Origin of the sequence: Bacillus sp. FJAT-45037 (assembly GCF_002797325.1) — a bacterium.
In the GTDB taxonomy this organism is placed as follows: Bacteria; Bacillota; Bacilli; order Bacillales; family Bacillaceae_D; genus Alkalihalophilus.
This window is the reverse complement of record NZ_KZ454938.1, coordinates 177655-199783: the sequence shown is the minus strand read 5'-3', so window position 1 is coordinate 199783 and position 22129 is coordinate 177655. Positions and strand designations below refer to the sequence as shown.

The window sequence follows — 22129 nt, the reverse complement described above, 5'->3', positions numbered from 1 at the left end:
TTAGTCATTGTAAAATTGCTCCATTCATACAAAAAAGGAGCGATTATCTCTAATCACTCCTCCCCTACTATCTAAAGAGACCAATCGCATCTAAGAACACAATGATAATTGCCATTGGGGTCACATATTTAAGTAACACATACCACACTTTGAAGAAAATTGCCCCAATCGATGATCCTTGCTTCAGTTCATCAAACATCGCTGTTTTAGACATCTTTAGCGGAATGAAGATCGAAATCAATAATGCACCAAATGGCATCAAAATATTACTTGCTAAATAATCGGCTGTATCAAAAAATGTTCGTCCGAAAATAGTTACATCCGCCATCGCTCCGTAGGATAGACAAGCTGGAATTCCAAAAATGAAGATCATTAAACCAACAGTCCAGCTCACGCGTGGTCTTTTTTCCACTGACTTCTTTACACGTGTTGCAACAATAATCTCTAGCATCGAGAATGCTGATGTTAATGCAGCAAAAACGAATAATAAGAAAAAGGCAATTAAGAAAATTTCTCCAAATACCATCTGCTCAAAAATCGCCGGTAAAACGACAAAGATTAATGGTGGCCCTTCACTCGGCTCAAGTCCGAACGTAAAGACTCCTGGGAAAATGATTAATCCTGACAACAAAGCAACAAAGACATTCATTACTCCAATCGACACCGCTGACACCGGTAAACTTTGAGTTTTGGGAACATACGAACTGTAAGTGATCATAATGGATACCCCTAAGGATAATGCAAAGAAGGCTTGTCCAAGGGCAAATAACACTGTATCAGAATTAATATTTGAAATATCAGGCAATAGTAAGAAGCGCACACCTTCCATCGCTCCATCTAGTGTTAAGGAACGAATCGCAATGATGATCAATAACACAAACAATGCTGGCATCATAATTTTACTTGCTCGCTCGATTCCGTTCTGAATTCCTTTTGAAACTACGACGATCGTCAAAATAATAAAGAGCAATTGTGCTCCAAGTGTCGGTATCGGATTAGAAATAATTTCCCCGAAACGCTGGCCATATTGATCAATTGTTAATCCCGATAATTGACCTGTAACGGCATGAAATAGATACAATAAGCTCCATCCACCCACAACACTATAAAAACTAAGCACTATAAAGCATGTAATCACACCAATCCAACCAGTGACAGGCCATGCTGACTTCGGTGCCATTTCTTTAAAGGTTGAAATTGCATCTTTTCCGGTATGACGACCTAGCATGAACTCGCCTATTAATAACGGCAAACCAATTAAAACCGTAAATAATATAAATAAAAAGAAGAAAGCTCCTCCGCCACTCGTTCCAGCCACGTAAGGGAATTTCCAGATAGCTCCGAGTCCAATCGCTGTACCAGCAGTTGCGTAAATAAAGCCTAATTTTGAAGACCATTGTTCTTGTTGTTTCAACCTACTCATCTCCTACACTCTCGACTTTGCTCCAGATGACCATTCTCTTCACCACGTTGATGCGGCCACCCTTTAAAGGAATTAAAAATAATAACTTCCCTATAGTAGCAAAGCCTCACTGTCGAAACAACCGGAAATTACTTACCATTCAATTAATGGTTATGAAAGAAAACGTTCTCTTTCTTTTTTAGTAGGAAGGCGACATGTATCTCGCTTTCCAAAAAGTCTATACCGATGCTTTGCGATTTGTTTATATATAGTATTTCTCATCGATTTTGGCACTATTCTTCCAATAGAGAACAGACGCCATTTCCATGTGAGTTTAGGTATAATCTTCAATACTGCATCACTATATAAATAAACGTTTCCTTCTTCAATCACAATAATAGAATCTACATTCTCATCAATATGATACCGTTTCTTTAATTCACGCCCTAATTCAGATTGTAACGATGCAAATTGATAATATTCTTTTTGATCATGTTTCAACAAGAAATCGACCGCTTGGTTGCAAACATTACACACACCATCAAATAATATAATTCCACTTTTATCTTCTTTTTTCACCATCTCACTCACCCCACTTAAAATATCCATATAGTTCATAATTTATTTAATATTGTATGCCAATCTATAGCTCCTACATATTTTTTGAATGAAACGATTTCTTTATATTGACCTTTATCCGTAGTTGAAGCTATTATGAGAACCATCTCACTCACAAAGAAAGGAGAATAACCATGCTTACTGTAAAGAAAATTTTGAATAACAATGTACTGATTGCTAAGCATCCCGACTACGCTGAAGTGATTCTGATCGGCAAAGGCTTAGGTTTTGGAAAAAAGCCTGGAGAGCATGTAGCTGGAGAAACAGCCGAGAAATTCTTCGTTCTAAAAGAAGCCGAAGAACAAGAACAATACAAGCAGTTGCTCGATTATGTCGATGAAGCTTTTATTGGACTAATGAATGACGTCATATCTATGATTGAAGAACGTTTCAAAGTCCGTTTGCATGAGCATATCCACATTGCCCTAACTGATCACTTGTACTACGCCATTAAGCGTTTGAATCAAGGCTTTGATATCACAAATCCTTTTTTGCCAGAAACAGAGCTTGCTTACCCCGATGAATTCGAGACAGCCTCAGGCATTATTCAGTACATAAATCAGCAACTACATCTATCAATTCCACAAGGGGAAATTGGTTTTGTTGCACTACATATTCATAGTGCACTAACGAGAAGGCCACTTCAAGAGGTCAACCGTCATACGAGGTTAATTAGTGAACTCGTCCAAGTTATTGAAAGCGCATTGACCATTCAAATCGATCGCAAAGACGTTGACTACTTACGCCTTGTTCGTCATTTACACCACGCCATCGAAAGGATTAACAAGGAACAGTATGAAGATAATCAAGAAGCATTAAAAATAGTCTTGCAGTCTGAATATCCTGTGTGCTACAATTTGTCCTGGAAGCTGATCAAGATTATGCAACAAGCACTTAAGAAAACGGTTCCAGACGCTGAAGCTGTTTATTTAACACTTCATCTTCAACGATTATCTAAACAATAATTCCATATACGACTACGTTTCTTTTAACGTGTTACTGGTTAAGCAGGCATGAGAGGAAAGAAAACGGTCACATGAATAGGATAAGAAGTCTATCTTCTCTCCATTGGTGTGCTCGTTTTCTCCGCTCGTGCCTTTTTTGTTGTTTATCTAATCGATTCTAGCTTCTAAACTCTTTAAAAATTGGAGGAATACGCCATGTTTAAGCAATCATTTAGTGTTTTACAACGTGTAGGTAAAGCTTTAATGCTTCCTGTTGCGTTATTACCAGCTGCAGGGATTCTTCTTGCATTAGGTAATGCAATGCAAAATCCAGACCTTACAGCAAGACTCCCTTTCCTTACGGCAGAGTGGATTGTTATGCTTGCTAGTGTCATGGAAAGCGCCGGCGATATTGTCTTTGCTAACTTAGCCCTATTATTCGCCGTCGGGGTAGCCATTGGTCTATCAAATGGAGACGGGGTAGCAGGTTTAGCTGCTCTTATTGGTTACCTAATTATGAATGTAACAATGAGTGTACTAGGTGGATATGGTGAGTGGACACCTGAGATGATCGGGGCTGACCCTGGTATTTCATCTGTGTTAGGTATCCCAACTTTACAAACAGGCGTTTTCGGAGGGATCATCGCCGGATTACTTGCTACCTATATGTATAAAAAATTCTTCAACATTGAATTACCTTCTTATTTAGGATTCTTTGCTGGTAAAAGATTCGTCCCGATTGCTACTGCCTTTTTCGCTTTATTTATCGGGGTTATCCTTTATTGGATATGGCCAACCATTCAAATCGGGTTAAACAACTTGTCTTACTTAATGGTTGAGTCCAATCAGACGTTATCAGCCTTTATTTTCGGTGTGATTGAACGTGCCTTGATCCCATTTGGCCTTCACCATATTTTCTATTCTCCATTTTGGTTTGAATTTGGACAATATACGAATGCCGCAGGACAAGTTGTGCGCGGGGATCAAACAATCTTCTTCGCTCAAATTCGTGATGGTGCTGAGTTAACAGCGGGTACATTTATGACGGGTAAATTCCCGTTCATGATGTTCGGTCTTCCGGCAGCTGCATTAGCTATCTATCATTGTGCTCGTCCAGCACAAAAGAAAATTGTCGCTGGAATCATGGGTTCCGCTGCTCTTACTTCGTTCTTAACAGGAATTACAGAACCAATTGAATTTAGTTTCTTATTCGTAGCTCCTGTTTTATTTGCCATTCATACAGTCTTTGCTGGTCTCTCATTTATGATTATGCAAATTTTAGATGTAAAAATCGGGATGACATTCTCTGGTGGGGTTATTGATTTCCTACTTTTTGGTGTTCTACCTAATCGCACCGATTGGTGGCTTGTGATTCCGGTTGGCCTAGCATTCTCTGTCATATACTACTTTGGTTTCCGATTTGCGATTAAGAAGTTCAATCTTATGACACCTGGTCGTGAAGAAGTTACAGAAGATACGGAAACAACAAGCGTTTCAGCAGAAGAACTTCCATATAATGTACTTAAAGCTCTTGGCGGAAAAGAGAATCTACTGAACTTAGATGCGTGTATTACGCGACTTCGCGTTAGCGTGAAAGAAGCAGATCAAGTAGAAAAAGATACTTTAAAGAAGCTAGGTGCATCTGGTGTTATGCAGATGGGTAATAATATTCAAGCGATCTTTGGTCCACGCTCTGATCAAATTAAAACACAAATGCAGGACATCATTAGTGGACGTACACCTGTTGTCGAGAAATCTGTCCAACCAACAGAAGCAGTTGCAGGAAATATAGACTTTTCAATTCCAATCACAGGTAAAATAATTCCAATTACGGACGTTCCTGATCACGTTTTCTCTCAAAAGATGATGGGAGATGGATTTGCTATCGTACCAAGTGAAGGTGTTGTTCACTCACCGATTACAGGTAAGGTCGTTACATTATTCCCAACTAAGCATGCACTTGGTTTAGTTACTGAGGAAGGAAAAGAAGTATTGATCCACGTAGGTCTAGACACAGTGAACTTAAAAGGAGAAGGATTTGAGGCTCTAGTTACAGAGGGCGATCAAATTAAACAAGGTCAAGAACTCTTACGATTTGATTTAGATTTCATTGAAAAAAATGCTACTTCTACCGTTACTCCTATTGTATTTACCAACTTATCAGAGGATGAATATATCCAAATAGTAAGTTCAAAGAATACGAGTCATGGTGATAAAAAGATAGTAGCTATTAAACAATCTAAATAATTTTTTAGGAAAATAAAAAAAGATGTTTGGTTATCGTTTAGCCGGGTATTTAATTACTAGACAGGCGATGAGTGAAATGGTTAACTACCTACATTACTCGTCTACCCTAACAAACAATTTGCATCACCCCCCCCCTTATGTGGAAAGGCCTAGCAGTAGCTAGGCCTTTCTTGTTTGTCCTAAAAATAAAGTTTAAGAAATTATAACTAGTATATAAGGCCCCTAATTCGCTTTAATTAGCAAGGTTTGGTAAATATATAGCGAAATATAAAAAAGCGTCTATTTCCCTCTCATATTCTTACATACAAGATAAGCGTTCCGACCCTTTGTTTCCTCATATATGACTGATAAACTAACTAACTATGAACAACTATTAAAATAGACTTTGAAATGAAAAGTTGGTGATACTATGTGGTCAAACGCAGAATTAGGTATTGATTTAGGAACAGCAAATTTACTTGTGTACAGTAAAGATAAAGGAATCATCTTAAATGAACCATCTGTTGTCGCGATAAATACAGAAACAGGTGAAGTCCTTGCCGTTGGTGCTGAAGCGAAAAGCATGGTAGGGAAAACACCTGCCAATGTGATCGCCGTTCGCCCTCTTCGCGATGGTGTGATAGCAGACTTTGATGTGACAGCAAGTATGTTAAAAGCTGTCATGAAAAAAGCTAGCAAGCAACTAGGTTTATCCTTAAGAAAACCAAATGTTGTTGTTTGTGCTCCTTCTGGTTCAACATCAGTTGAGCGTCGTGCTATTTTAGATGCCGTTCGTAGCTGCGGAGCAAAGAACGTTCATATTATAGAAGAACCTGTTGCAGCAGCTATTGGTGCAGACCTTCCAGTTGAAGAGCCTGTTGCAAATGTAATTGTAGATATCGGTGGGGGAACAACAGAAGTAGCAATCATTTCATTTGGTGGCGTCGTCTCTTGTAATTCCGTTCGAATCGGCGGAGACAAACTCGATGAATCGATTATTCAACATGTGAGGAAATCTTATAATGTCTTAATTGGAGAACGTACAGCTGAAAAAATTAAGATGGAGATCGGTTATGCTCCTGTCCCGCATGAAGAATTAACGATGGAAGTTCGTGGTCGTGATCTCGTCAACGGTCTGCCTAAGACGATTACGCTCAATTCGACAGAAATTCAACATGCCATAAACGAATTGCTCTTCCATGTACTTGAAGCAGTTCGCGCAACACTTGAAGATTGCCCTCCAGAATTAAGTGGCGATATCGTTGACCGTGGTATAATGGTCACTGGTGGTGGTGCGTTGTTAAACGGTATCCAAGAATGGTTCCAAGAAGAAATTTCTGTTCCAGTCCACCTTGCGCCGAACCCTTTGGAGTCAGTTGCAATTGGTACAGGACGTTCGTTGAAGTTCATTGATAAGCTTCAAAAAGCAACAGTATAAAACAACATGAAACAGGCACTCGGAGCAGATTCGAGTGCCTGTTTGTTTAGTTTTCTTCTACAACCTTCATCTCTTCAATGATCTCTACCACTTCATCTTTCGTTAGTGGAGCTTCTGGATAAAAGCTATATTGAATACCGTCTTCTTGCCAAGCAACCATATTCAATGTTTCATCCCAAATCATGAGTCCCTCTGTCTTTCGAATCTTAATCTCTTGTTCATTCCCAAAAACTTTTACAAGAGGGTCACTTCTCTTAAAAAATTCATAAGAAAACAATATCTTTCCCTCTTCATCACTGTACGTAAGGTTGATACCGACTTCATCATCCTGACGAGGATAGGTGCTGGCTTCGTGAACTTGATACCCATCAATAGGCGTTAAAAAAGAAAAGCTTGCTTGCCTTTTCGCTTCCTCCAAATCGATCGTTTCATTTGAAGAAATCTCACCTAATGACAATTCATCAAAATCAAGTGATTCATCAACTGTAAATAACTCAGCATCTACTTTAGGTCGAAGCTCAAACTCAATGGCCTCACTCGTCATCCAATCCTCCTCAAATTTGAAATCCATTTTTAAAATGACCCAATTTTCTTTATCTACCCAAATCTCCATCTCATCTTTTTCCATATTCCTAGATTTCATATCCAATACAAATACTTCTCGTCCGAGTACCTCTTTCTCTTCTCTTACAGTAATGTCATAGTGATCATGCATTGCATGAAGCATTTGTGTCATCGACCCTTTCGGAGATCGAGTCCAATATTCTGCTGTTTCGGTCGCGTCATAAACGAGAATCTGTTCTTCTTCATAATCGACCATCACATGATTGTCTCCGCTAAAAACCGATTCAAATGCAAGCGTTTCTCCCTCATACATCTCCACTCGATATCTACCATCAGCCATTCGCCATTCCTTCATCGTGAAAGGTTTATTCTCATAACCTTCATAAGCCGTTTTCATATAATACGATGTTGCTGATTCATCGACATCAAGTATACTCGCCATCACTTCATTTCCACTTATGGTATTTACGCTACAACCTTGTAATATGAGTAAACTTAGTAGTAAAATCCCTAGAGCATTTCTCAACAAGTTATTCCTCCCCCTCTTGTTTATGCTTTTTTAATGCAAAATAGAAACAACTTCCCATATTTATGGTCGATGTCACCCCAATCAATCCACCGTGTTTTTCAATCAGCTGTTGACTGATCGCAAGCCCAAGTCCCGCACCTTTTCCATTTACTTTGTGCCTTGCTTCATCCACCTGATAGAACAATTGAAAGATACGCTCGAGCTCCTCAGTTGCAATTCCTATTCCTTCGTCTTGGATCATGAAGTAAACATAGGCATCTTCCCATCCTATTTCTTCAGGTAGTAGCTCTCTTTTCGTTGTGGCAACAAGTTCAATACTCTTCCCTTTTGGTGTATGTCTGAGGGCGTTTGTCACAAGATTATCCATCACTTGAATCAAACGATCGACATCACAAAAAAGTTCACACGTATCAAGATCAATCATTGTCTTTATATAGATTTCTCTTTGAGCACCAATTCCGTCATATCCATCAACTAACGCCTCTGCCAACTCCTCACCATCAACAAGCTGACAATGAAGGTCTAAACTATTCATCTCTAGTCTCGAATAAAGGAGTAGATCTTCTACGAGTTTTTCCATATAATTCGCTTTACGAATAATAACTTCTCGATATTCCTCCTGCTTCTCGGGATGATCTTCTAACCCCTGCGCATACGCCTTGATTGATGTAAGGGGTGTCCGCAAGTCATGAGAAATCGTAGCCACTAGTTGTTGTTTTACTTGTTGTACTTCCTTAAGCTCTCCACTCATCGTGTAAAAGCGATCCATTAATTCCTTAATTTCATCGTTTGCCCGACGTTTGCTTCGCTCTGTAGGGAACTTCCCTGCCCCAACGGCTTTCATTTCACTAACAAGCTGCGTGATTGGCTTTATCATTCGGCGTTTGATGAGTAGATGCGTAGTAATTAAGGTCAGGAAAATCATAGTCACTACAAACGCGATACTGTAATAAGAACTTTGATCAATACGTTCTTTTAATTCCGATCGTTCTTTTTTTATTTCAAAAAAGCCAATTAGGACACCATCATAATACACAGGTTCTTTGTACGTATAATGAGAGAGAGTTTCTTTCATTTCATACATGCCCTTCATTAATTGACTCGCTGGCGTCCTATTTTGAAACAGTGGTTGCCCATTCACATTGATAATTACGTGTCTATCTAATGTGTAAATATAAATCGTCTCATCGTCATTAATCTCATCTGCAAATACATCCGCTCCAACTGCTGGGTATTGATACAAACGTGGATTATCTTTTAGCACAGATGCAACATGATGAATACGGATCGATGCATGAACATACTCGGATAATTGCTCTCTGTCATACCAATCATTAATATAACTCACAAAAAAATACGTCGATAAAAAAGGAACGAGCATGACTGCTACAATAAGAAATAATAACCAATTACGTATCTTCATTTTTTAGCCCAATGAATTTATATCCAATTCCCCAAACCGTATCAATAAAGCGAGGGTGTCGACTCCCTTCACCGAGCTTATGACGGACATTCTTGATATGTACTGTCACAGTTCGTATGTCATCAGCACCATCTTGCCCCCACACTTGTTGGTACAGTTGTTCTTTGGAAAACACTTGACCAGGTGACCGGGCAAGCACACATAAGAGTTCAAACTCTTTCAACGTAAAGACAACCGGCTCCCCGTCTTGTTTAACCGTTCGTTGATTGAAATTAATCGTTAATCCTTCAAACAATAGTATTTCATTTACTCGTTGCTTTTTATAATAGCGATTGTATCGTCTTAGTTGTGATTTCACTCTTGCCACAAGTTCAAGCGTACTAAACGGCTTAGTCACATAATCATCTGCACCAAGACCAAGGCTATGTATCTTATCAATATCACTTTGCCTTGCACTAATAATAATGACAGGGACCTCACTTTTCTCTCGAATATTTCGACATACTTCAAATCCGTCTATCCTTGGTAACATGAGATCTAGTAAAACAAGCTGTGGTCTGACTTCTTGAAAAAGACGTAATCCTTCTTCCCCATCATGGGCAGTAGTCACTTCATAGCCTTCTCTTACTAAGTACTCACTAATAATTCTACTTATTTCTATTTCATCTTCCACAACCAAAATACTTTCGCTCATTTCCCTCAATCCCTTTTGTTCAGATTTAACTAAACTTCCCTATTTTTCTATTATAGTCAATCCTCTTATCCTCTGAAAGACTTCCCTTCGAATTCATACTTTCTTTATAAATTCCTTTCTATTTCTTTATTAATAAAACTTATAGTGATTATAGAAACAAAATTTGATCGTTGAGGTGGTAAACTTATGAAAAGACTAACTGCTATATTCAGCCTAGCAACTGCTATTCTTTTTACAACGGCTTGCTCTGTTGAAGATACTGAAAAGATTATTGAACAAGCTGTAGAGGCTCAAGAAAATTTAGACAGCTATTATGCTGAAGTCTCATCTACCTTCGAATACGGCGGTGAAAGCGAAACATCGACTTACAAGGAATGGAACATGAAACAAAACAAGCACCGTACAGAAATGGAAAATGGCTACTTACACGTCTCCAACGGAAAAGAATCTTGGTCGTATGATGAAAACGAAAACACCGTCACCGTATTCGAAACAACAGATGAGATGCTTGATGAAATGCCAACTGAGGCTGAAATGATGCGCGAAATGCTGACAGAAATGCTAAACTCAACGGATGTGAAAGTTAATGGTCGTGATACTATAGCAGAGCAAAAAACCATTCACCTATCCGTTTCCACCAAAGATGGTGAAGAAGATCAATTCATGGGTGATATGAGTTATGACATCTGGATTGATGAGGAAACTTACATGCCCTTAAAGATGGAGTGGGTAAGTGAAGATTTCTCCTCTATGATGGAATACACCCATATCGAATACAACATTGATATTGATGAAGATCTCTTTTCCTTTGAAATTCCAGATGGTGCAGAGGTATTAACGATGGATGACTTTATGATGGAGAGCCTATCTCTTGAGGAGTTAAGCGATTCGGCTTCATTTATGATCCCTAACCTTGATTCTATTCTTGAGACCCATGAGTTTAATGAAGCCAATTACTTTGAAGAGATGGATATGGCTACCCTTCATTTTAACCAAGGGGATGAATTCATCGTGTTGTCCATTACAACAGAAAAAACAGAAATGATGGAAGAGACAGAACCTGTAACAACAGAAAATTTTGAAGGCTCTTATATGAACATGTTTGACACACACTTTTTATTCTGGTCGAATGATGATGTTTACTTGGAATTAATGACAACAAGTCAGGAAATGTCAAAAGAAAACCTCGTAGATATCGCAGCACAGATTCAATAAAGTGAATTCGTCTACTACATCAATAGGCTGGGACATAATTAAGGTGTTTAACTCAGGATGCGAACGAAGTGCTAATTTAGCGGATGAAATATACGTAGACTCCTGCGGGATGAAAAGCATAGGTGAGACACTGAAGTGCGAAGCACGAAGGGGCTCACCAGCTTCCCGCGAAAAGCGAAGTATATTTCAGGAGCGGCTTGTAAAATCTATAACCGTAATGTTCGGAATTCCATAAGTTAAAATACTTTTGTCCCAGCCTCTTTTTAAAGGGAGAATTCTAAATTCACGTTTTCTCACTTTCAAGATAAGCCTCCACTCCCCAGCAAAACTCTCCATTACCTTTTCCACCTACGTTCATATTCATGACCGAGCCCTAACTCTTGATTCAGTAGAATCTCCATCTCTTCTAGATCCTCTCTTTTTACGACAAGGTCTCTTTCTGACCATTTGACAATATAGACAAAATAATACGATCCAATCTTGCTAAAGATAACGGGGGAATCTGGAAAGCAGTCAAAATAAGCCTTCATACGATTTCGTTTCATATAAGAATAGCTCTCAAGTTTCATTAACATCACCTGTATTATGTTTAAATGATAGTCATATCATGTGCACAATTATTATACACGTTGTACAATAAAAGAAAAACGAAGGTGAAATTCCAATGAAAACTTTATCACTCTACCGCATCTTCACCATCGTCTTTATGAGCATTAAATTTTTTGTTCAAATTATACGATTTCAACGAGAACACCGAAGAAATTGGAACGAAGAAAAATGGAATCAACTACTCTTACGCCAAGCTCAAGAGTACAAGTGTAAAGCTATAAAACTTGAAGGATTATTGATCAAACTTGGACAATTTTTAGCTACTCGGGCTGATATCCTACCCGAGGTCTTCTTGAAGGAACTAGCCGACCTTATGGATCATGTTCCCCCTGTCGCGTGGAAAGAAACCAAACGTGTGATAGAAAAAGAACTCGGAGAAGATCTTGAAGCGATCTTTGCGTCGATTTCTACTGATCCTGTTGCTTCGGCGTCGATTGGGCAAGTTCATAAAGCAACATTGCTCACAGGAGAGCAAGTCGCAGTTAAAGTGCAACGACCAACGATTTCTAAAGTCATTAATGCCGATCTTCGCGCATTATCAATTGTGATGTTTCTCGCTGGACGATTCACCTTTATCGGTCAAGCAATGGACACGAAACGTCTGTTTCAAGAGATTAAACAGGTAATCACAGCTGAACTCGACTTCAAACAAGAGTTAGCAAACGGCGTCTATTTCGGGGAAAAGTATGAGAGCTTTAAAGAAGTTCATATCCCTTCTTTCTATCAAGAACTTACAACAAAGAAAATACTAGTCATGGAATGGATTGATGGAAAAAGCGTAACAAATCAAGCTCTTATTGCCGAACTCCCCTATTCCAAAGAACAATTAGCGAAGTACTTATTATCTATATTTTTGGAACAGCTTTTACGAGAAGGTTTGTTCCACGCTGATCCTCATCCTGGAAATATCATGCTTAAAGAAGATGGAACGATCGTTTTGATTGATTTCGGCATGGTCGCTACGATCAAAAAAAAAGACAGTCAAGAATTGCAAAAACTCGTAGAAGCACTTGTCTTAAGTGACTATAGTCAAGTCGTTGATTCTCTTGAACAACTGAGGTTTCTTTTGCCTCACGCTGACAAACAACAACTCGAACGCATGATCCGACAATTTGTCGATGTTGCCTTATCAGCCAACTTGACTGGATGGGAAGAAGACGTAATGCAAGGATTACTTGCTGACTTCAGGTTGTTGCTCCGTGACCTTCCCGTCCAGATGCCTAGCGAATTTGCTTTTTTAGGGCGTGCCGTTTCTACGTTAACAGGAGTCTTGTACAGCATTGATCCAAAGTTAGATTTATTTGAACTTGGTAAACCAATTGTTCTTGATTGGCTACGCGACAATGAAACAGAAGGACGATCAAGTTTCCTTGATCCAAAAAGGTGGCTTGAACAAGTATCTAAGACTTTAATCTCTCTGCCTAACAAGCTCGATGCTCTCGCAAATGAACCACGTCTCTACCGCGAGCAACAAGAGCGACAATACCAAGAGCGGAAGAAACAACAGTACAGTTTGTGGTCTAGACACTATGCTTTTTTACTTTTTCTCACAGGGGTAATTAGTTCCTTAATGGCTTTGTATTTAGAACATTCTCCACTTCTTATTGGGAGTTCGATTGTCCTTAGTATAGGATTGTTATCCCTATTAATCACGAGTAAATCAATACGTCCATAGGAGGAAATAAGATGAATGAAAAGAAATTAGAAACGACTGAAAATGTTGGGACGAAGGAAATTACACTTGAAGGTTTAGAGGATGGTTATCGATTAACCGTTCGAACAGACGAAGAGGAATTAAGAAAGCAACGACGAATTGGAGGAGCATTTATTAACTTGCTGCGTCAATTTGAAAAAGCAGGATATAAGCTCCCTTTCCCATTCTCATGGATCCTTCATTTCTGGAATCGTTATAGTAAACGAACATGATAAAACGAAATAGCGGCTGGGATAAGAGTATTTTAACCACAAGAATCCGAACAAATAATTATTGGTGCACTTAACCCGCTCCTGAGCTAAGTCAATGCAACGTTCGAATTCTCAGTTAAACACTTCTTTATGTCCCAGCCTCTTTTCACTCATTCAATCATTTATTTTATTTCATACAAATGTGGCACTCGACTTTTAAACACCGGAACTGCCTCACGAATTTCAGGCACTTTTGATAAATTAATTTCAACATGGAGTGTCTCTTCTTCATTGAACGTTCCAACAGCCAACTGATCGCCCCACGGATTGGTCACAGCTGATTTTCCGGCAAAGATCACATCATCATATTCTCCGACGCGATTCGCTGTAATCATATACATTTGATTTTCAATAGCCCTAGCTTGCTGAAGCACACCCCAATGTATTTTTCGTTCATCAGGCCACTCTGCTGGGACAAAAACAATTTCTGCCTTATTTAAAGCCAGTTGTCTCGCAAGCTCTGGGAACCGTAAATCATAACATATAAATAACCCACATACATGACCATCTAACGTAAATGTCTTAAGTGGCTCTTGCCCGCCCACTAAATAATCGGGTTCCTTAAGCATTGGAACGAGGTGCATTTTGTCATAATGATAGATACACTCACCTTGGCGATCAAAGACAAGGGCTCGGTTGACAATGCCCCGTTCTAGCTTTGTTGCAATTGAGCCTGCAACAAAATTGACTTGATAGCGTTTCGCTAACTGACTTAAAAAATGAAACGTCTCGCCGTCTTCGCGTTCGGCAATTTGATCTAATATCGGAAGTGTATATCCTGTAGTCCACATTTCCGGCAACATAAGTGTATCTGGCTTTTGTTCGGTACAAACATCTTCTACCCAGTTTTTTACTTTTTCGCGATTTGCCTGTGGATCACCCGGTACAATATCCATCTGATAAATGGCAAACTTCATAATTATCACTCCTCCTGATTTCACAGCGAACTACTTTAGGATCACTGTACCTTCCATTTCATTCATTGTATCATTCACTACGTGCAATACCCCTTTTTTTGCAAGTGTATGTATCCTCCATAAAAAGAAAGGAAAAGGGAGGTGCGGATGCCTTCCATACATTTGACCAATAATACTTTTGATATTTACTGGTTCGCTCCTTTTCGTAAAGGTTAGAAGAAGATCATCATAATGATTAAACGAAACATAATCGTAGATGAAGTCTGCTTTGCGAACACGAATATCACTACCCTGATCTAGCAGAACATTCCAACTTGCTTGAAGTTGGTTTAACATATCGACTGTCACTTCAACTGGATTCATATGTAGCTCTAAATTCTCAGGCAGCAACTCTCTCACCAAGAGTGGTCCGCGCACACGGTTTAACTTTAAGTTATCCCCTAAATCTTCCGTAGATATCGAACTAATAAGAGAGAGAAAAGCTAACTCATCAGCTGCCTCTTCTCCTACCCAACACATCACCTCTTCTCCTTTTTGAAGAAATTTTTGAATCGTTGTTCTCTCTTCATAAAATTGCTCTTGTAAATTTGCTATCTCATCTGAATCCGTACGAAACCCAAATATTTGACTTAATTGACCAAGTCGCTTCTGTTCATCTCGCATGTCGCCTAACTGGAGATATGGTTCATACACTTTTAATTTCCCCTTCATGATACCTTTATCCTCTTGTATGGCGAGATCAAATGCTTCTGTCGCTGCGCGAGAAAAAATTAACTGAATCATTTATCATTCTCCTCTCTTATTATATGGACACACACCATCTTACCCCTCTAAACATAGGTTATCGTGGAGGTGACCTTATGAACTGGTTTCAACAAACGTATCAATACATCGGCCAGCCAGTTGGTGTATCACTCGTCAATGGGCAAGGTACAACAGGTGTCCTTTGTGAAATTGATCAAGAAAAAGTTTATCTTTTAGAATACTTATACGCATCTCAATTTGCTCTAAAACAATATCCATTGAATCAAATTCAGAATATCACTCCCTTTCCACCATGCCAACCAAACCGCTTTAGTCACCTTTATTTTTAAGCCGCTCTCTTTTTTTGTGGCTTTTTTTCGTTTATAGAAATTTTCTTCATTCGAAAGGTCCACCTTAAAATGTCGAAAGAGTGAATAATGACTCAGTTCAAAGATCACTATTTTAGTTTACAAATTAGCAAAAATTAAGATCTATCTTATGAAACTCCTTTATCAATAGAGCCATTCCTCCCAATGAGACTTTTGACTCAAACCTTACCTCCCCCTCTCGAAAATACCCTTACCAGGTACTAGTACTCATTTTTAGGAATTATAAAGGAAAATGTAAAAATTAATAGAATATTGCAACTATAAAGAAAGTAATTTGTTCATTGGTGAAGGATCCCACCTTTGCGCATGTTACCTTCTATTATCTAAAGGAGATGGTGAATCGAATGAAGCGAACATTTAAAATGCTATTAATTTATACGATGATGCTTGTCCTCGTCCTCTCAGGGTTTGGTACTGCAGCATCTGCAAACGGGCCTCAGCCACAGTTAGCCGAACTTAAGGGAGATATCGATACCTCTTCTTCTTCTGTCAAGACGGTTATTGTCGAGCTTGAAGCTGAGTCAATTGTTGAAGCAAAGAATAAAGGAAAAAAACAATCGAAACAACAGCTAAAAACGCAGCGAGAAAAGGTTAAAAGTGATATCCAAAAAAGGACAACTTCTAGCAAGGTCGGTCAAGAGTATGATTATGTATTCTCTGGCTTTGCAATTGAAGTAAAGGGGACAGAAATCCCGAACTTGCTTGCAGTTCCTGGAGTCAAAGCCGTGTATCCAGATGTTGAGTACACTACAACGGCGGTTGATGAAGGCATTGTGATTGATACTGATGCATACAGCCCTTCTATGCTTGATAGCGCACCGTTTATCGGCTCCAATGATGCTTGGGATGCTGGTTTTACAGGTGAAGGTGTAACTGTTGCAGTCATTGATACAGGCGTTGACTACACTCATCCTGACTTAGCCCATGCATTTGGTGAGTATAAAGGGTGGGACCTCGTCGATAACAATAACGATCCACAAGAAACACCTCCAGGTGATAGTCGTGGCGGTTCGACTGTACACGGCACACATGTAGCTGGTACGGTAGCTGCAAACGGATTAATTAAAGGTGTAGCACCTGATGCGACACTTCTTGCTTACCGCGTCCTCGGTCCTGGTGGCAGTGGCTCGACTGAAAATGTCGTTGCTGGCATTGAAAGAGCCGTTCAAGATGGTGCCGATGTGATGAATTTATCTCTCGGAAACACATTAAACAGTCCAGATTGGGCAACAAGCATTGCACTTGATTGGGCGATGGCAGAAGGTGTGGTTGCTGTAACATCTAACGGTAACAGCGGACCGAACAATTGGACAGTTGGTTCACCAGGTACATCGCGTGAAGCGATCTCAGTGGGAGCAACAAGGCTTCCATACAATGTGTATCAAGCAGACATCAACACACAATCTGATCAGAGTTTTCCTAGCACTAAGGTGATGGGCTTCCCAAGCGATGATGCTCTCCTTGCACTCGATGGTCAAGAATATGAATTTATTTATGCTGGATTAGGGGGGACGGCAGACTTTGACGGACTAGATGTAGAAGGAAAGATTGCTTTGATCATCCGTGGCGAGTATCCATTCGTTGAAAAAGCTGAAAATGCGATGGAAGCTGGAGCAGTTGGGGCAATTATCTACAACCATTTAGCAGGTGAAATGCCAGATATACCAGGAATGGCAATTCCTACGCTAAAATTAACAAATGCTGACGGGGTAGCTTTAAAAGCTGATCTTGAAGCAGGAAATGATAACGTATCATTTGATATTTCGTTTGATCAAAAAGTCGGTGAAACAATGGCAGACTTCTCATCACGCGGTCCTGTTGTTGATACATGGATGATTAAGCCAGATGTTTCTGCTCCGGGTGTCAATATTACAAGTACGATTCCTACTCACCAAGTAGAACAACCACATGGATATGCTTCATTACAAGGGACAAGTATGGCAGCACCTCATGTTGCTGGTGCAGCAGCTCTTATTTTAGAAGCTCATCCAAGCTTTGAAGTCGATCAAGTAAAAGCGGCACTTATGAATACTGCAGAAAATCTTACAGATGCCAATGGAAAGACATACCCTCATAATACACAAGGGGCAGGAAGTATTCGTGTTGTAGATGCAATTGAAACAAAAACACTTGTTACACCGGGTAGCCATTCTTTTGGCGTCTTTGATAAGTCAAAAGGAAAACAAGTGGAGCGTCAACATTTCACCATTGAAAATCTATCAAATGAGCGCAAAGCTTATTCATTCGATGTTCAGTTCGGTGATGCCTCCAGCGCTATTAAGGTGAATACGAGCAACAACTTACGTGTACAGCCAGGCCGTACACAAAAAATTAACTTTAACGTTCAAGTCGACGCAAGTAAATTAGATCCAGGATACTACCCTGGCACAATTGTTGTCAGTGATGGTTCTCAATCAATTGATGTACCTACTATTCTATTTATCAAAGAACCAGATTACCCACGCGTGACATCATTTGGTCATGATACAGTTCCATCTAACGGCACTATTGCTGGTTCAGCTTATTTACCAGGTGGAGCAGATGACTTTGGTTTGTGGATCTTTGCACCGGACCTTTCCGCTTTTTACGGCGAAGTTTCTCTAGCAAACCAAGTTGCTCCCGGATTTTATAATTTTTCATGGGATCTTACTGTTGAAGGACAAAAGCTCCCAGCTGGCAGCTACCGTTTAGCCGCGTTCGCCACCCATAAAGGAGAACAAGATTACGTGATCGGAGATGTTATTGAAATTAAAGAATAACAGATAAGAGGCTGTCTTCCATTTCGGAGACAGCCTCTTATTTTTTAATATAGTTTTCCATGACGATATAACAGATTTGTTAAACGCTCTAAAGCTAACATAAAACATACATTTCTCATCGTTCGATCAACACTTGAGAAATAAGCACTATATACGTTATCTAATGTTTCAATCATTTGTTTTGACATGTCCTCAATAATTCCTGCTTCTGTAAATAATTCCGTGACTCGACTCTGTCTCCATTCAAGGTAGGATACAATCACTCCACCTGCATTTGCTAAAATATCTGGAATCACGATGACGCCTTTGTTTTCAAAGTAATCATCTGCCTCTAGAGAAATTGGCGCATTTGCCCCTTCGACGAGAACCTTCGCTTGCACTTGGTCCATGTTTTCTTGATGAATTTGATCTTCAATAGCTGCTAAAATCAACACATCTGTATCAATCGTTAATACATCTGTCGCCGAATGAATTTCTGCATCTATATCTGCAAGTGTCAATTCTTCATTGTTTCTAGGCAAATCCCTTCCATCCTTTGTGTACTCGATTAGCTTGGGAATATCAAGGCCCTCGGGATGATAGAGTGTTGTAAATCGATCTGAGACGGCAACAACAGTATGCTTGTAGTTTGCATAGTGTGCTGCTTCATAAGCGGCCACACTTCCTACATTACCAAACCCTTGAACCGCTACTCGGATAGAGACCCCATTACGAGCTTGCTCTTTTAAGAATTGCAATGTCTCCCATTGCTTCTTTCCGAACTTCGTTTGAACCGATTCTTGTTTTACTGCCCACTGGTCGATCAACCAAGAATAACTTAAAAACGTCCCTCTTCCTGTTGCTTCGCGGCGGCCGAGTGCGCCACCATTCTCCACACTCTTTCCTGTAAATGAGCCTAAGTATGGTTCACCAGGATTAATTGTCTTATACTCTCCGACCATCCAATCAACGACTTTCTCACTTGTGCCAAGATCTGGAGCTGGTATATCATGATTCGGTCCAATGTCATTAGCAAAGCGCTGAACATACTTTTTACTGATAAGGTTCAGTTCTTTCTCTGAAAATTTACGTGGATCAACGTGGACGCCCCCTTTCGCTCCACCAAAAGGTAACCTGTGAAGAGCATTTTTCAACGTCATTAAGATCGCTAAATTCTCCACTTCTGCTTCATTCACAAACTCACTATAACGAATACCACCTTTATAGAAGCCGCTAATATTATTATGTTGAACACGATAGGCAGGAATTCTCATAATTCCTCCGTCTGTCGATACTCTTATGTAACTTTTTATAATCTTGTCTGTTGTTTTCAGGATTTCCTTAGCAGAACCGCACATAAAACGCCTTTTTTCTTCATCTTCAATTCCTAGGAACCCTTTTTTTTGCGCTAACTCACCCATCACTGATTCAATTAATGCTTGTGTTTCCTTTCTTTTCATACAATATCCCTCCTAAAAATAGTAGCTATTATAAACTATTCCCTATTTAACTTCATAGAAACATTCTTTTCAGACCATTATAAACCCTCTTATATGTGTAGTAGGATTCGTGGAGCTGACTATCTTACTCTAGTATTTGGTTTAAAAAACTGTGGATAAGATTTAGCTAAAAAGAGCATAACTGCTAGGGTAATAACCATTTCTGGTAATAAATAAGAGAGGTTGTAAAGTGCTGAATAAATGACTGGGTTCATGCCATCAGGCGCATATTGGCCGAACCAAATAATGCCCGAAGAAAAGTGACTCAAAAAGCGCAAAGTTGTAGCCAAAACCAGACCTGTAATCATCATCACTAGTGTCGGTATAGCTTGCACGCGCTTTGCAGCAAATATGCCAGCGACTCCAAGCACACTATAGGCTAACGGATAATCAAGTACTAGCTGAACAGGATGAACAATCGTAGCGCCTGTTACGAGCCCCAACAGCCCAACAAGTAAGCCTGTTAACAAGCCAACCTTTAACCCTCTACGATAAGCTAAAATAAAAATCGGTACCATCACGAGTGAAATCGAACCACCCATAGCCCAAAGCGCACCAAACTTCACGAAGCTTAAAACAAGAGCTAACCCTGCCATCACAGCTACTTCAATCATAATAATTAATCGTTGTCGATTCACAAAAAATCCCCTTTCGTTCCACGAAGAGGATGTCATGCACACATAATCACCAATAATCCAGTGCGTGTTGCACCACTTCCCTACGCTAGTTTTAACTAGATCAGGTTATAAGAGTTGAGGTTACCCTCTCTCAGTCAGCTACACTGACACCCCTAGTGGAATCTATTTACTTTATATTACTCTTCTTCGTATTGATATTCAAGCACAAAACTCGTTTCGTTTCGACATAGATTCACACATTACTACTGGTGAACAACGACTAAGTTTCGTCCTTGTTCTTTTGCCTGATACATGGCCTGATCAGCCATATAAAAAAACATTTCTTGATCATCATAAGATTGATCCTGCTTATAGGCCACACCAACACTGACGGTAACGGCTGTACCAGCCGAGGATTCGTTATGAGGAATGTTTAATTTATAGACCTCTTGATTTATTTTTGTCGCTAACTGTAGACTTTCACTCTTTGTGGCATGAGGCATTATAACCGCAAATTCCTCTCCTCCATACCTCGCTAGGAACGCACCGTGGTCAGCTACTACTTCTGCTGCACATTGTGCTACCTGTATAAGGCAATCATCGCCTTGTTGATGGCCATACGTATCGTTATAGCTCTTGAAAGCATCAAGATCAAACAACATTAATGTCAGGGGCGTATCATGTTGAACACTTTCTGCCCACTCACTTTCAAACCTTCTGTCAAATGAGCGCCTATTCGGAATGCCCGTTAAGCCATCAACTTCAGATTGTTGCTTAAATTTCAACGTTGCTTCAACTAATTCTTGCTCAGTTCGTTTTTGCTCCGTTATATCAGTAATTAGGCTTAACACCCCATTAATTTTATCATTCTCATCGTATAATGGAGCAGCATTGACTGATATCATCGTCGTCTCACCTTCTGGACTTTCAATCGTATGCTCAATATTAAATACCGCTTCTTTCGTGTTCATGACAATCGAAAAAGGTAATTCATCATTGGTCAAATCTGTCCCATCTAGACGCGTATGCTTCCAACTTGGTGCATTATAAACCGATCTTGACTCATCATCTGGTGTGTATCTTAATATATCCTTACCTATTTTATTAGCAAAAACAATTTCCCCATGACAATCTAGAAGCACCATCCCGCTTGGTATCGTTTCGATCAATTGATGAAGACGATGCTCGCTTACTTTTAACTTATGGGTAGTCGCTTGAGTCTGAGTAATATCCTCCACCTGCACTAAAAAGAAAACTGGGTGATCCTCTGCGTTATAAAGGAGCGAATGTGTCACTTGAATTACATGTAAGTGCAAACTTTCTTGGTTCCATCTTACATGATAAGACATAGGGGAAGATTGCTGGTTCATTAGAGCTTGTTGGACACGCTCTACTTCTATACGGTCATTCTCATGTATATGATCAATAAATGCCTGTGTAGGTAAGGTTTCGCCTAGCATGTTATCGTAGGCGTTGTTAGTTGTTACGTACTTCCCATCCATATCTATGATAGCTATCCCAGTTAATGAAGCTTCAAAGACCTGTTTAAATACGTTATCTTCAAGTATAGAAGTAACCATTTCTCCTCACCCCTTCTT

19 protein-coding genes and 1 riboswitch are annotated in these 22129 nt (G+C 39.6%); of the genes, 8 read left to right on the top strand and 11 right to left on the bottom strand.

Annotation, left to right across the window (positions count from 1 at the left end; genetic code table 11):
* Window positions 1-67 precede the first annotated feature (67 nt).
* Together CDZ88_RS00845 and CDZ88_RS00840 are read right to left on the bottom strand one after the other, a co-directional pair.
* The gene (locus CDZ88_RS00845; RefSeq protein ID WP_100371753.1) at window positions 68-1423 is read right to left on the bottom strand and encodes a sodium-dependent transporter; all 1356 of its coding nucleotides are present in this window, start codon (window positions 1421-1423) and stop codon (window positions 68-70) included.
* Between the two features lie 150 nt (window positions 1424-1573).
* The gene (locus tag CDZ88_RS00840; protein ID WP_100374553.1) at window positions 1574-1984 is read right to left on the bottom strand and encodes a thiol-disulfide oxidoreductase DCC family protein; all 411 of its coding nucleotides are present in this window, start codon (window positions 1982-1984) and stop codon (window positions 1574-1576) included.
* 170 nt (window positions 1985-2154) lie between these two features.
* On the opposite strand from CDZ88_RS00840, the gene glcT reads away from it, so the two are divergent.
* The 3 genes from glcT to mreBH all read left to right on the top strand — a co-directional run bounded on the left by glcT (window position 2155) and on the right by mreBH (window position 6628).
* A complete protein-coding gene (gene glcT, locus CDZ88_RS00835; protein ID WP_100371752.1) occupies window positions 2155-2985 on the top strand; it encodes a glucose PTS transporter transcription antiterminator GlcT in 831 nt (276 codons plus the stop codon).
* A gap of 195 nt (window positions 2986-3180) precedes the next feature.
* Window positions 3181-5211: a glucose-specific PTS transporter subunit IIBC gene (gene ptsG / locus CDZ88_RS00830; protein ID WP_100371751.1), complete on the top strand. Its 2031-nt coding sequence runs from the start codon at window positions 3181-3183 to the stop codon at window positions 5209-5211.
* A 409-nt stretch (window positions 5212-5620) separates the two neighbouring features.
* Complete coding sequence (mreBH, locus tag CDZ88_RS00825) at window positions 5621-6628, top strand: rod-share determining protein MreBH (RefSeq protein ID WP_100371750.1); 1008 nt, start codon at window positions 5621-5623, stop codon at window positions 6626-6628.
* A gap of 46 nt (window positions 6629-6674) precedes the next feature.
* Here the strand turns inward: mreBH and CDZ88_RS00820 are convergent, their stop codons facing one another.
* From CDZ88_RS00820 to CDZ88_RS00810, 3 genes are read right to left on the bottom strand one after another with little or no spacing between them, the layout of a single operon-like run.
* Window positions 6675-7721: a LolA family protein gene (locus CDZ88_RS00820; RefSeq protein WP_100371749.1), complete on the bottom strand. Its 1047-nt coding sequence runs from the start codon at window positions 7719-7721 to the stop codon at window positions 6675-6677.
* Window position 7722: 1 nt separating this feature from the next.
* The gene (locus CDZ88_RS00815) at window positions 7723-9144 is read right to left on the bottom strand and encodes a sensor histidine kinase (RefSeq protein ID WP_100371748.1); all 1422 of its coding nucleotides are present in this window, start codon (window positions 9142-9144) and stop codon (window positions 7723-7725) included.
* Entirely contained in the window at window positions 9131-9838 is a 708-nt protein-coding gene (locus CDZ88_RS00810) for a response regulator transcription factor (protein ID WP_100371747.1), read from the bottom strand. Before CDZ88_RS00810 ends, CDZ88_RS00815 begins: the two co-directional genes overlap by 14 nt.
* A gap of 186 nt (window positions 9839-10024) precedes the next feature.
* On the opposite strand from CDZ88_RS00810, the gene CDZ88_RS00805 reads away from it, so the two are divergent.
* Entirely contained in the window at window positions 10025-11053 is a 1029-nt protein-coding gene (locus tag CDZ88_RS00805; protein WP_100371746.1) for a LolA family protein, read from the top strand.
* Between the two features lie 335 nt (window positions 11054-11388).
* Here CDZ88_RS00805 and CDZ88_RS00800 read toward each other — a convergent pair whose 3' ends face one another.
* Window positions 11389-11622 carry a hypothetical protein gene (locus CDZ88_RS00800; protein ID WP_100371745.1) on the bottom strand — a complete coding sequence of 78 codons (234 nt, stop codon included), beginning with the start codon at window positions 11620-11622 and terminating at the stop codon, window positions 11389-11391.
* 95 nt (window positions 11623-11717) lie between these two features.
* Between CDZ88_RS00800 and CDZ88_RS00795 the strand changes: the two genes are divergently transcribed.
* Both CDZ88_RS00795 and CDZ88_RS00790 read left to right on the top strand, forming a co-directional pair.
* Complete coding sequence (locus tag CDZ88_RS00795; RefSeq protein ID WP_100371744.1) at window positions 11718-13337, top strand: ABC1 kinase family protein; 1620 nt, start codon at window positions 11718-11720, stop codon at window positions 13335-13337.
* A gap of 11 nt (window positions 13338-13348) precedes the next feature.
* Window positions 13349-13588 carry a hypothetical protein gene (locus tag CDZ88_RS00790; RefSeq protein ID WP_100371743.1) on the top strand — a complete coding sequence of 80 codons (240 nt, stop codon included), beginning with the start codon at window positions 13349-13351 and terminating at the stop codon, window positions 13586-13588.
* A gap of 161 nt (window positions 13589-13749) precedes the next feature.
* Here the strand turns inward: CDZ88_RS00790 and CDZ88_RS00785 are convergent, their stop codons facing one another.
* Window positions 13750-14544 (bottom strand): carbon-nitrogen family hydrolase, encoded by a 795-nt coding sequence (locus CDZ88_RS00785; protein WP_100371742.1) that lies wholly within the window; start codon window positions 14542-14544, stop codon window positions 13750-13752.
* A gap of 30 nt (window positions 14545-14574) precedes the next feature.
* Window positions 14575-15327: a DUF3658 domain-containing protein gene (locus CDZ88_RS00780; RefSeq protein WP_100371741.1), complete on the bottom strand. Its 753-nt coding sequence runs from the start codon at window positions 15325-15327 to the stop codon at window positions 14575-14577.
* A gap of 77 nt (window positions 15328-15404) precedes the next feature.
* Here CDZ88_RS00780 and CDZ88_RS00775 point away from each other — a divergent pair, with 77 nt between their 5' ends.
* Entirely contained in the window at window positions 15405-15638 is a 234-nt protein-coding gene (locus tag CDZ88_RS00775; RefSeq protein WP_100371740.1) for a hypothetical protein, read from the top strand.
* 383 nt (window positions 15639-16021) lie between these two features.
* A complete protein-coding gene (locus CDZ88_RS00770; protein ID WP_100371739.1) occupies window positions 16022-18436 on the top strand; it encodes a S8 family serine peptidase in 2415 nt (804 codons plus the stop codon).
* A 44-nt stretch (window positions 18437-18480) separates the two neighbouring features.
* On the opposite strand, the gene CDZ88_RS00765 is transcribed toward CDZ88_RS00770, so the two are convergent.
* From CDZ88_RS00765 to CDZ88_RS00755, 3 genes are all read right to left on the bottom strand, one after another.
* A complete protein-coding gene (locus tag CDZ88_RS00765; protein ID WP_100371738.1) occupies window positions 18481-19875 on the bottom strand; it encodes a Glu/Leu/Phe/Val family dehydrogenase in 1395 nt (464 codons plus the stop codon).
* A gap of 119 nt (window positions 19876-19994) precedes the next feature.
* Window positions 19995-20552, bottom strand: coding sequence for an energy-coupled thiamine transporter ThiT (thiT, locus tag CDZ88_RS00760; protein ID WP_100371737.1), 558 nt, complete (start codon window positions 20550-20552; stop codon window positions 19995-19997).
* Between the two features lie 60 nt (window positions 20553-20612).
* Window positions 20613-20716, bottom strand: a riboswitch (TPP riboswitch).
* 78 nt (window positions 20717-20794) lie between these two features.
* Complete coding sequence (locus CDZ88_RS00755; protein WP_100371736.1) at window positions 20795-22111, bottom strand: sensor domain-containing diguanylate cyclase; 1317 nt, start codon at window positions 22109-22111, stop codon at window positions 20795-20797.
* Between the last annotated feature and the right edge of the window lie 18 nt (window positions 22112-22129).

What these genes read in the sequence shown, in the direction of transcription:
- CDZ88_RS00755 (WP_100371736.1), bottom strand. Translation starts at nt 22,111, where the DNA reads ATGGTTACTTCTATACTTGAAGATAACGTATTTAAACAGGTCTTTGAA.
- CDZ88_RS00765 (WP_100371738.1), bottom strand. Translation starts at nt 19,875, where the DNA reads ATGAAAAGAAAGGAAACACAAGCATTAATTGAATCAGTGATGGGTGAG.
- ptsG (WP_100371751.1), top strand. Translation starts at nt 3,181, where the DNA reads ATGTTTAAGCAATCATTTAGTGTTTTACAACGTGTAGGTAAAGCTTTA.
- CDZ88_RS00840 (WP_100374553.1), bottom strand. Translation starts at nt 1,984, where the DNA reads ATGGTGAAAAAAGAAGATAAAAGTGGAATTATATTATTTGATGGTGTG.
- CDZ88_RS00770 (WP_100371739.1), top strand. Translation starts at nt 16,022, where the DNA reads ATGAAGCGAACATTTAAAATGCTATTAATTTATACGATGATGCTTGTC.
- CDZ88_RS00785 (WP_100371742.1), bottom strand. Translation starts at nt 14,544, where the DNA reads ATGAAGTTTGCCATTTATCAGATGGATATTGTACCGGGTGATCCACAG.
- CDZ88_RS00780 (WP_100371741.1), bottom strand. Translation starts at nt 15,327, where the DNA reads ATGATTCAGTTAATTTTTTCTCGCGCAGCGACAGAAGCATTTGATCTC.
- CDZ88_RS00845 (WP_100371753.1), bottom strand. Translation starts at nt 1,423, where the DNA reads ATGAGTAGGTTGAAACAACAAGAACAATGGTCTTCAAAATTAGGCTTT.
- CDZ88_RS00790 (WP_100371743.1), top strand. Translation starts at nt 13,349, where the DNA reads ATGAATGAAAAGAAATTAGAAACGACTGAAAATGTTGGGACGAAGGAA.
- CDZ88_RS00775 (WP_100371740.1), top strand. Translation starts at nt 15,405, where the DNA reads ATGAACTGGTTTCAACAAACGTATCAATACATCGGCCAGCCAGTTGGT.
- CDZ88_RS00795 (WP_100371744.1), top strand. Translation starts at nt 11,718, where the DNA reads ATGAAAACTTTATCACTCTACCGCATCTTCACCATCGTCTTTATGAGC.
- CDZ88_RS00815 (WP_100371748.1), bottom strand. Translation starts at nt 9,144, where the DNA reads ATGAAGATACGTAATTGGTTATTATTTCTTATTGTAGCAGTCATGCTC.
- mreBH (WP_100371750.1), top strand. Translation starts at nt 5,621, where the DNA reads ATGTGGTCAAACGCAGAATTAGGTATTGATTTAGGAACAGCAAATTTA.
- CDZ88_RS00805 (WP_100371746.1), top strand. Translation starts at nt 10,025, where the DNA reads ATGAAAAGACTAACTGCTATATTCAGCCTAGCAACTGCTATTCTTTTT.
- CDZ88_RS00810 (WP_100371747.1), bottom strand. Translation starts at nt 9,838, where the DNA reads ATGAGCGAAAGTATTTTGGTTGTGGAAGATGAAATAGAAATAAGTAGA.
- glcT (WP_100371752.1), top strand. Translation starts at nt 2,155, where the DNA reads ATGCTTACTGTAAAGAAAATTTTGAATAACAATGTACTGATTGCTAAG.
- CDZ88_RS00800 (WP_100371745.1), bottom strand. Translation starts at nt 11,622, where the DNA reads ATGAAACTTGAGAGCTATTCTTATATGAAACGAAATCGTATGAAGGCT.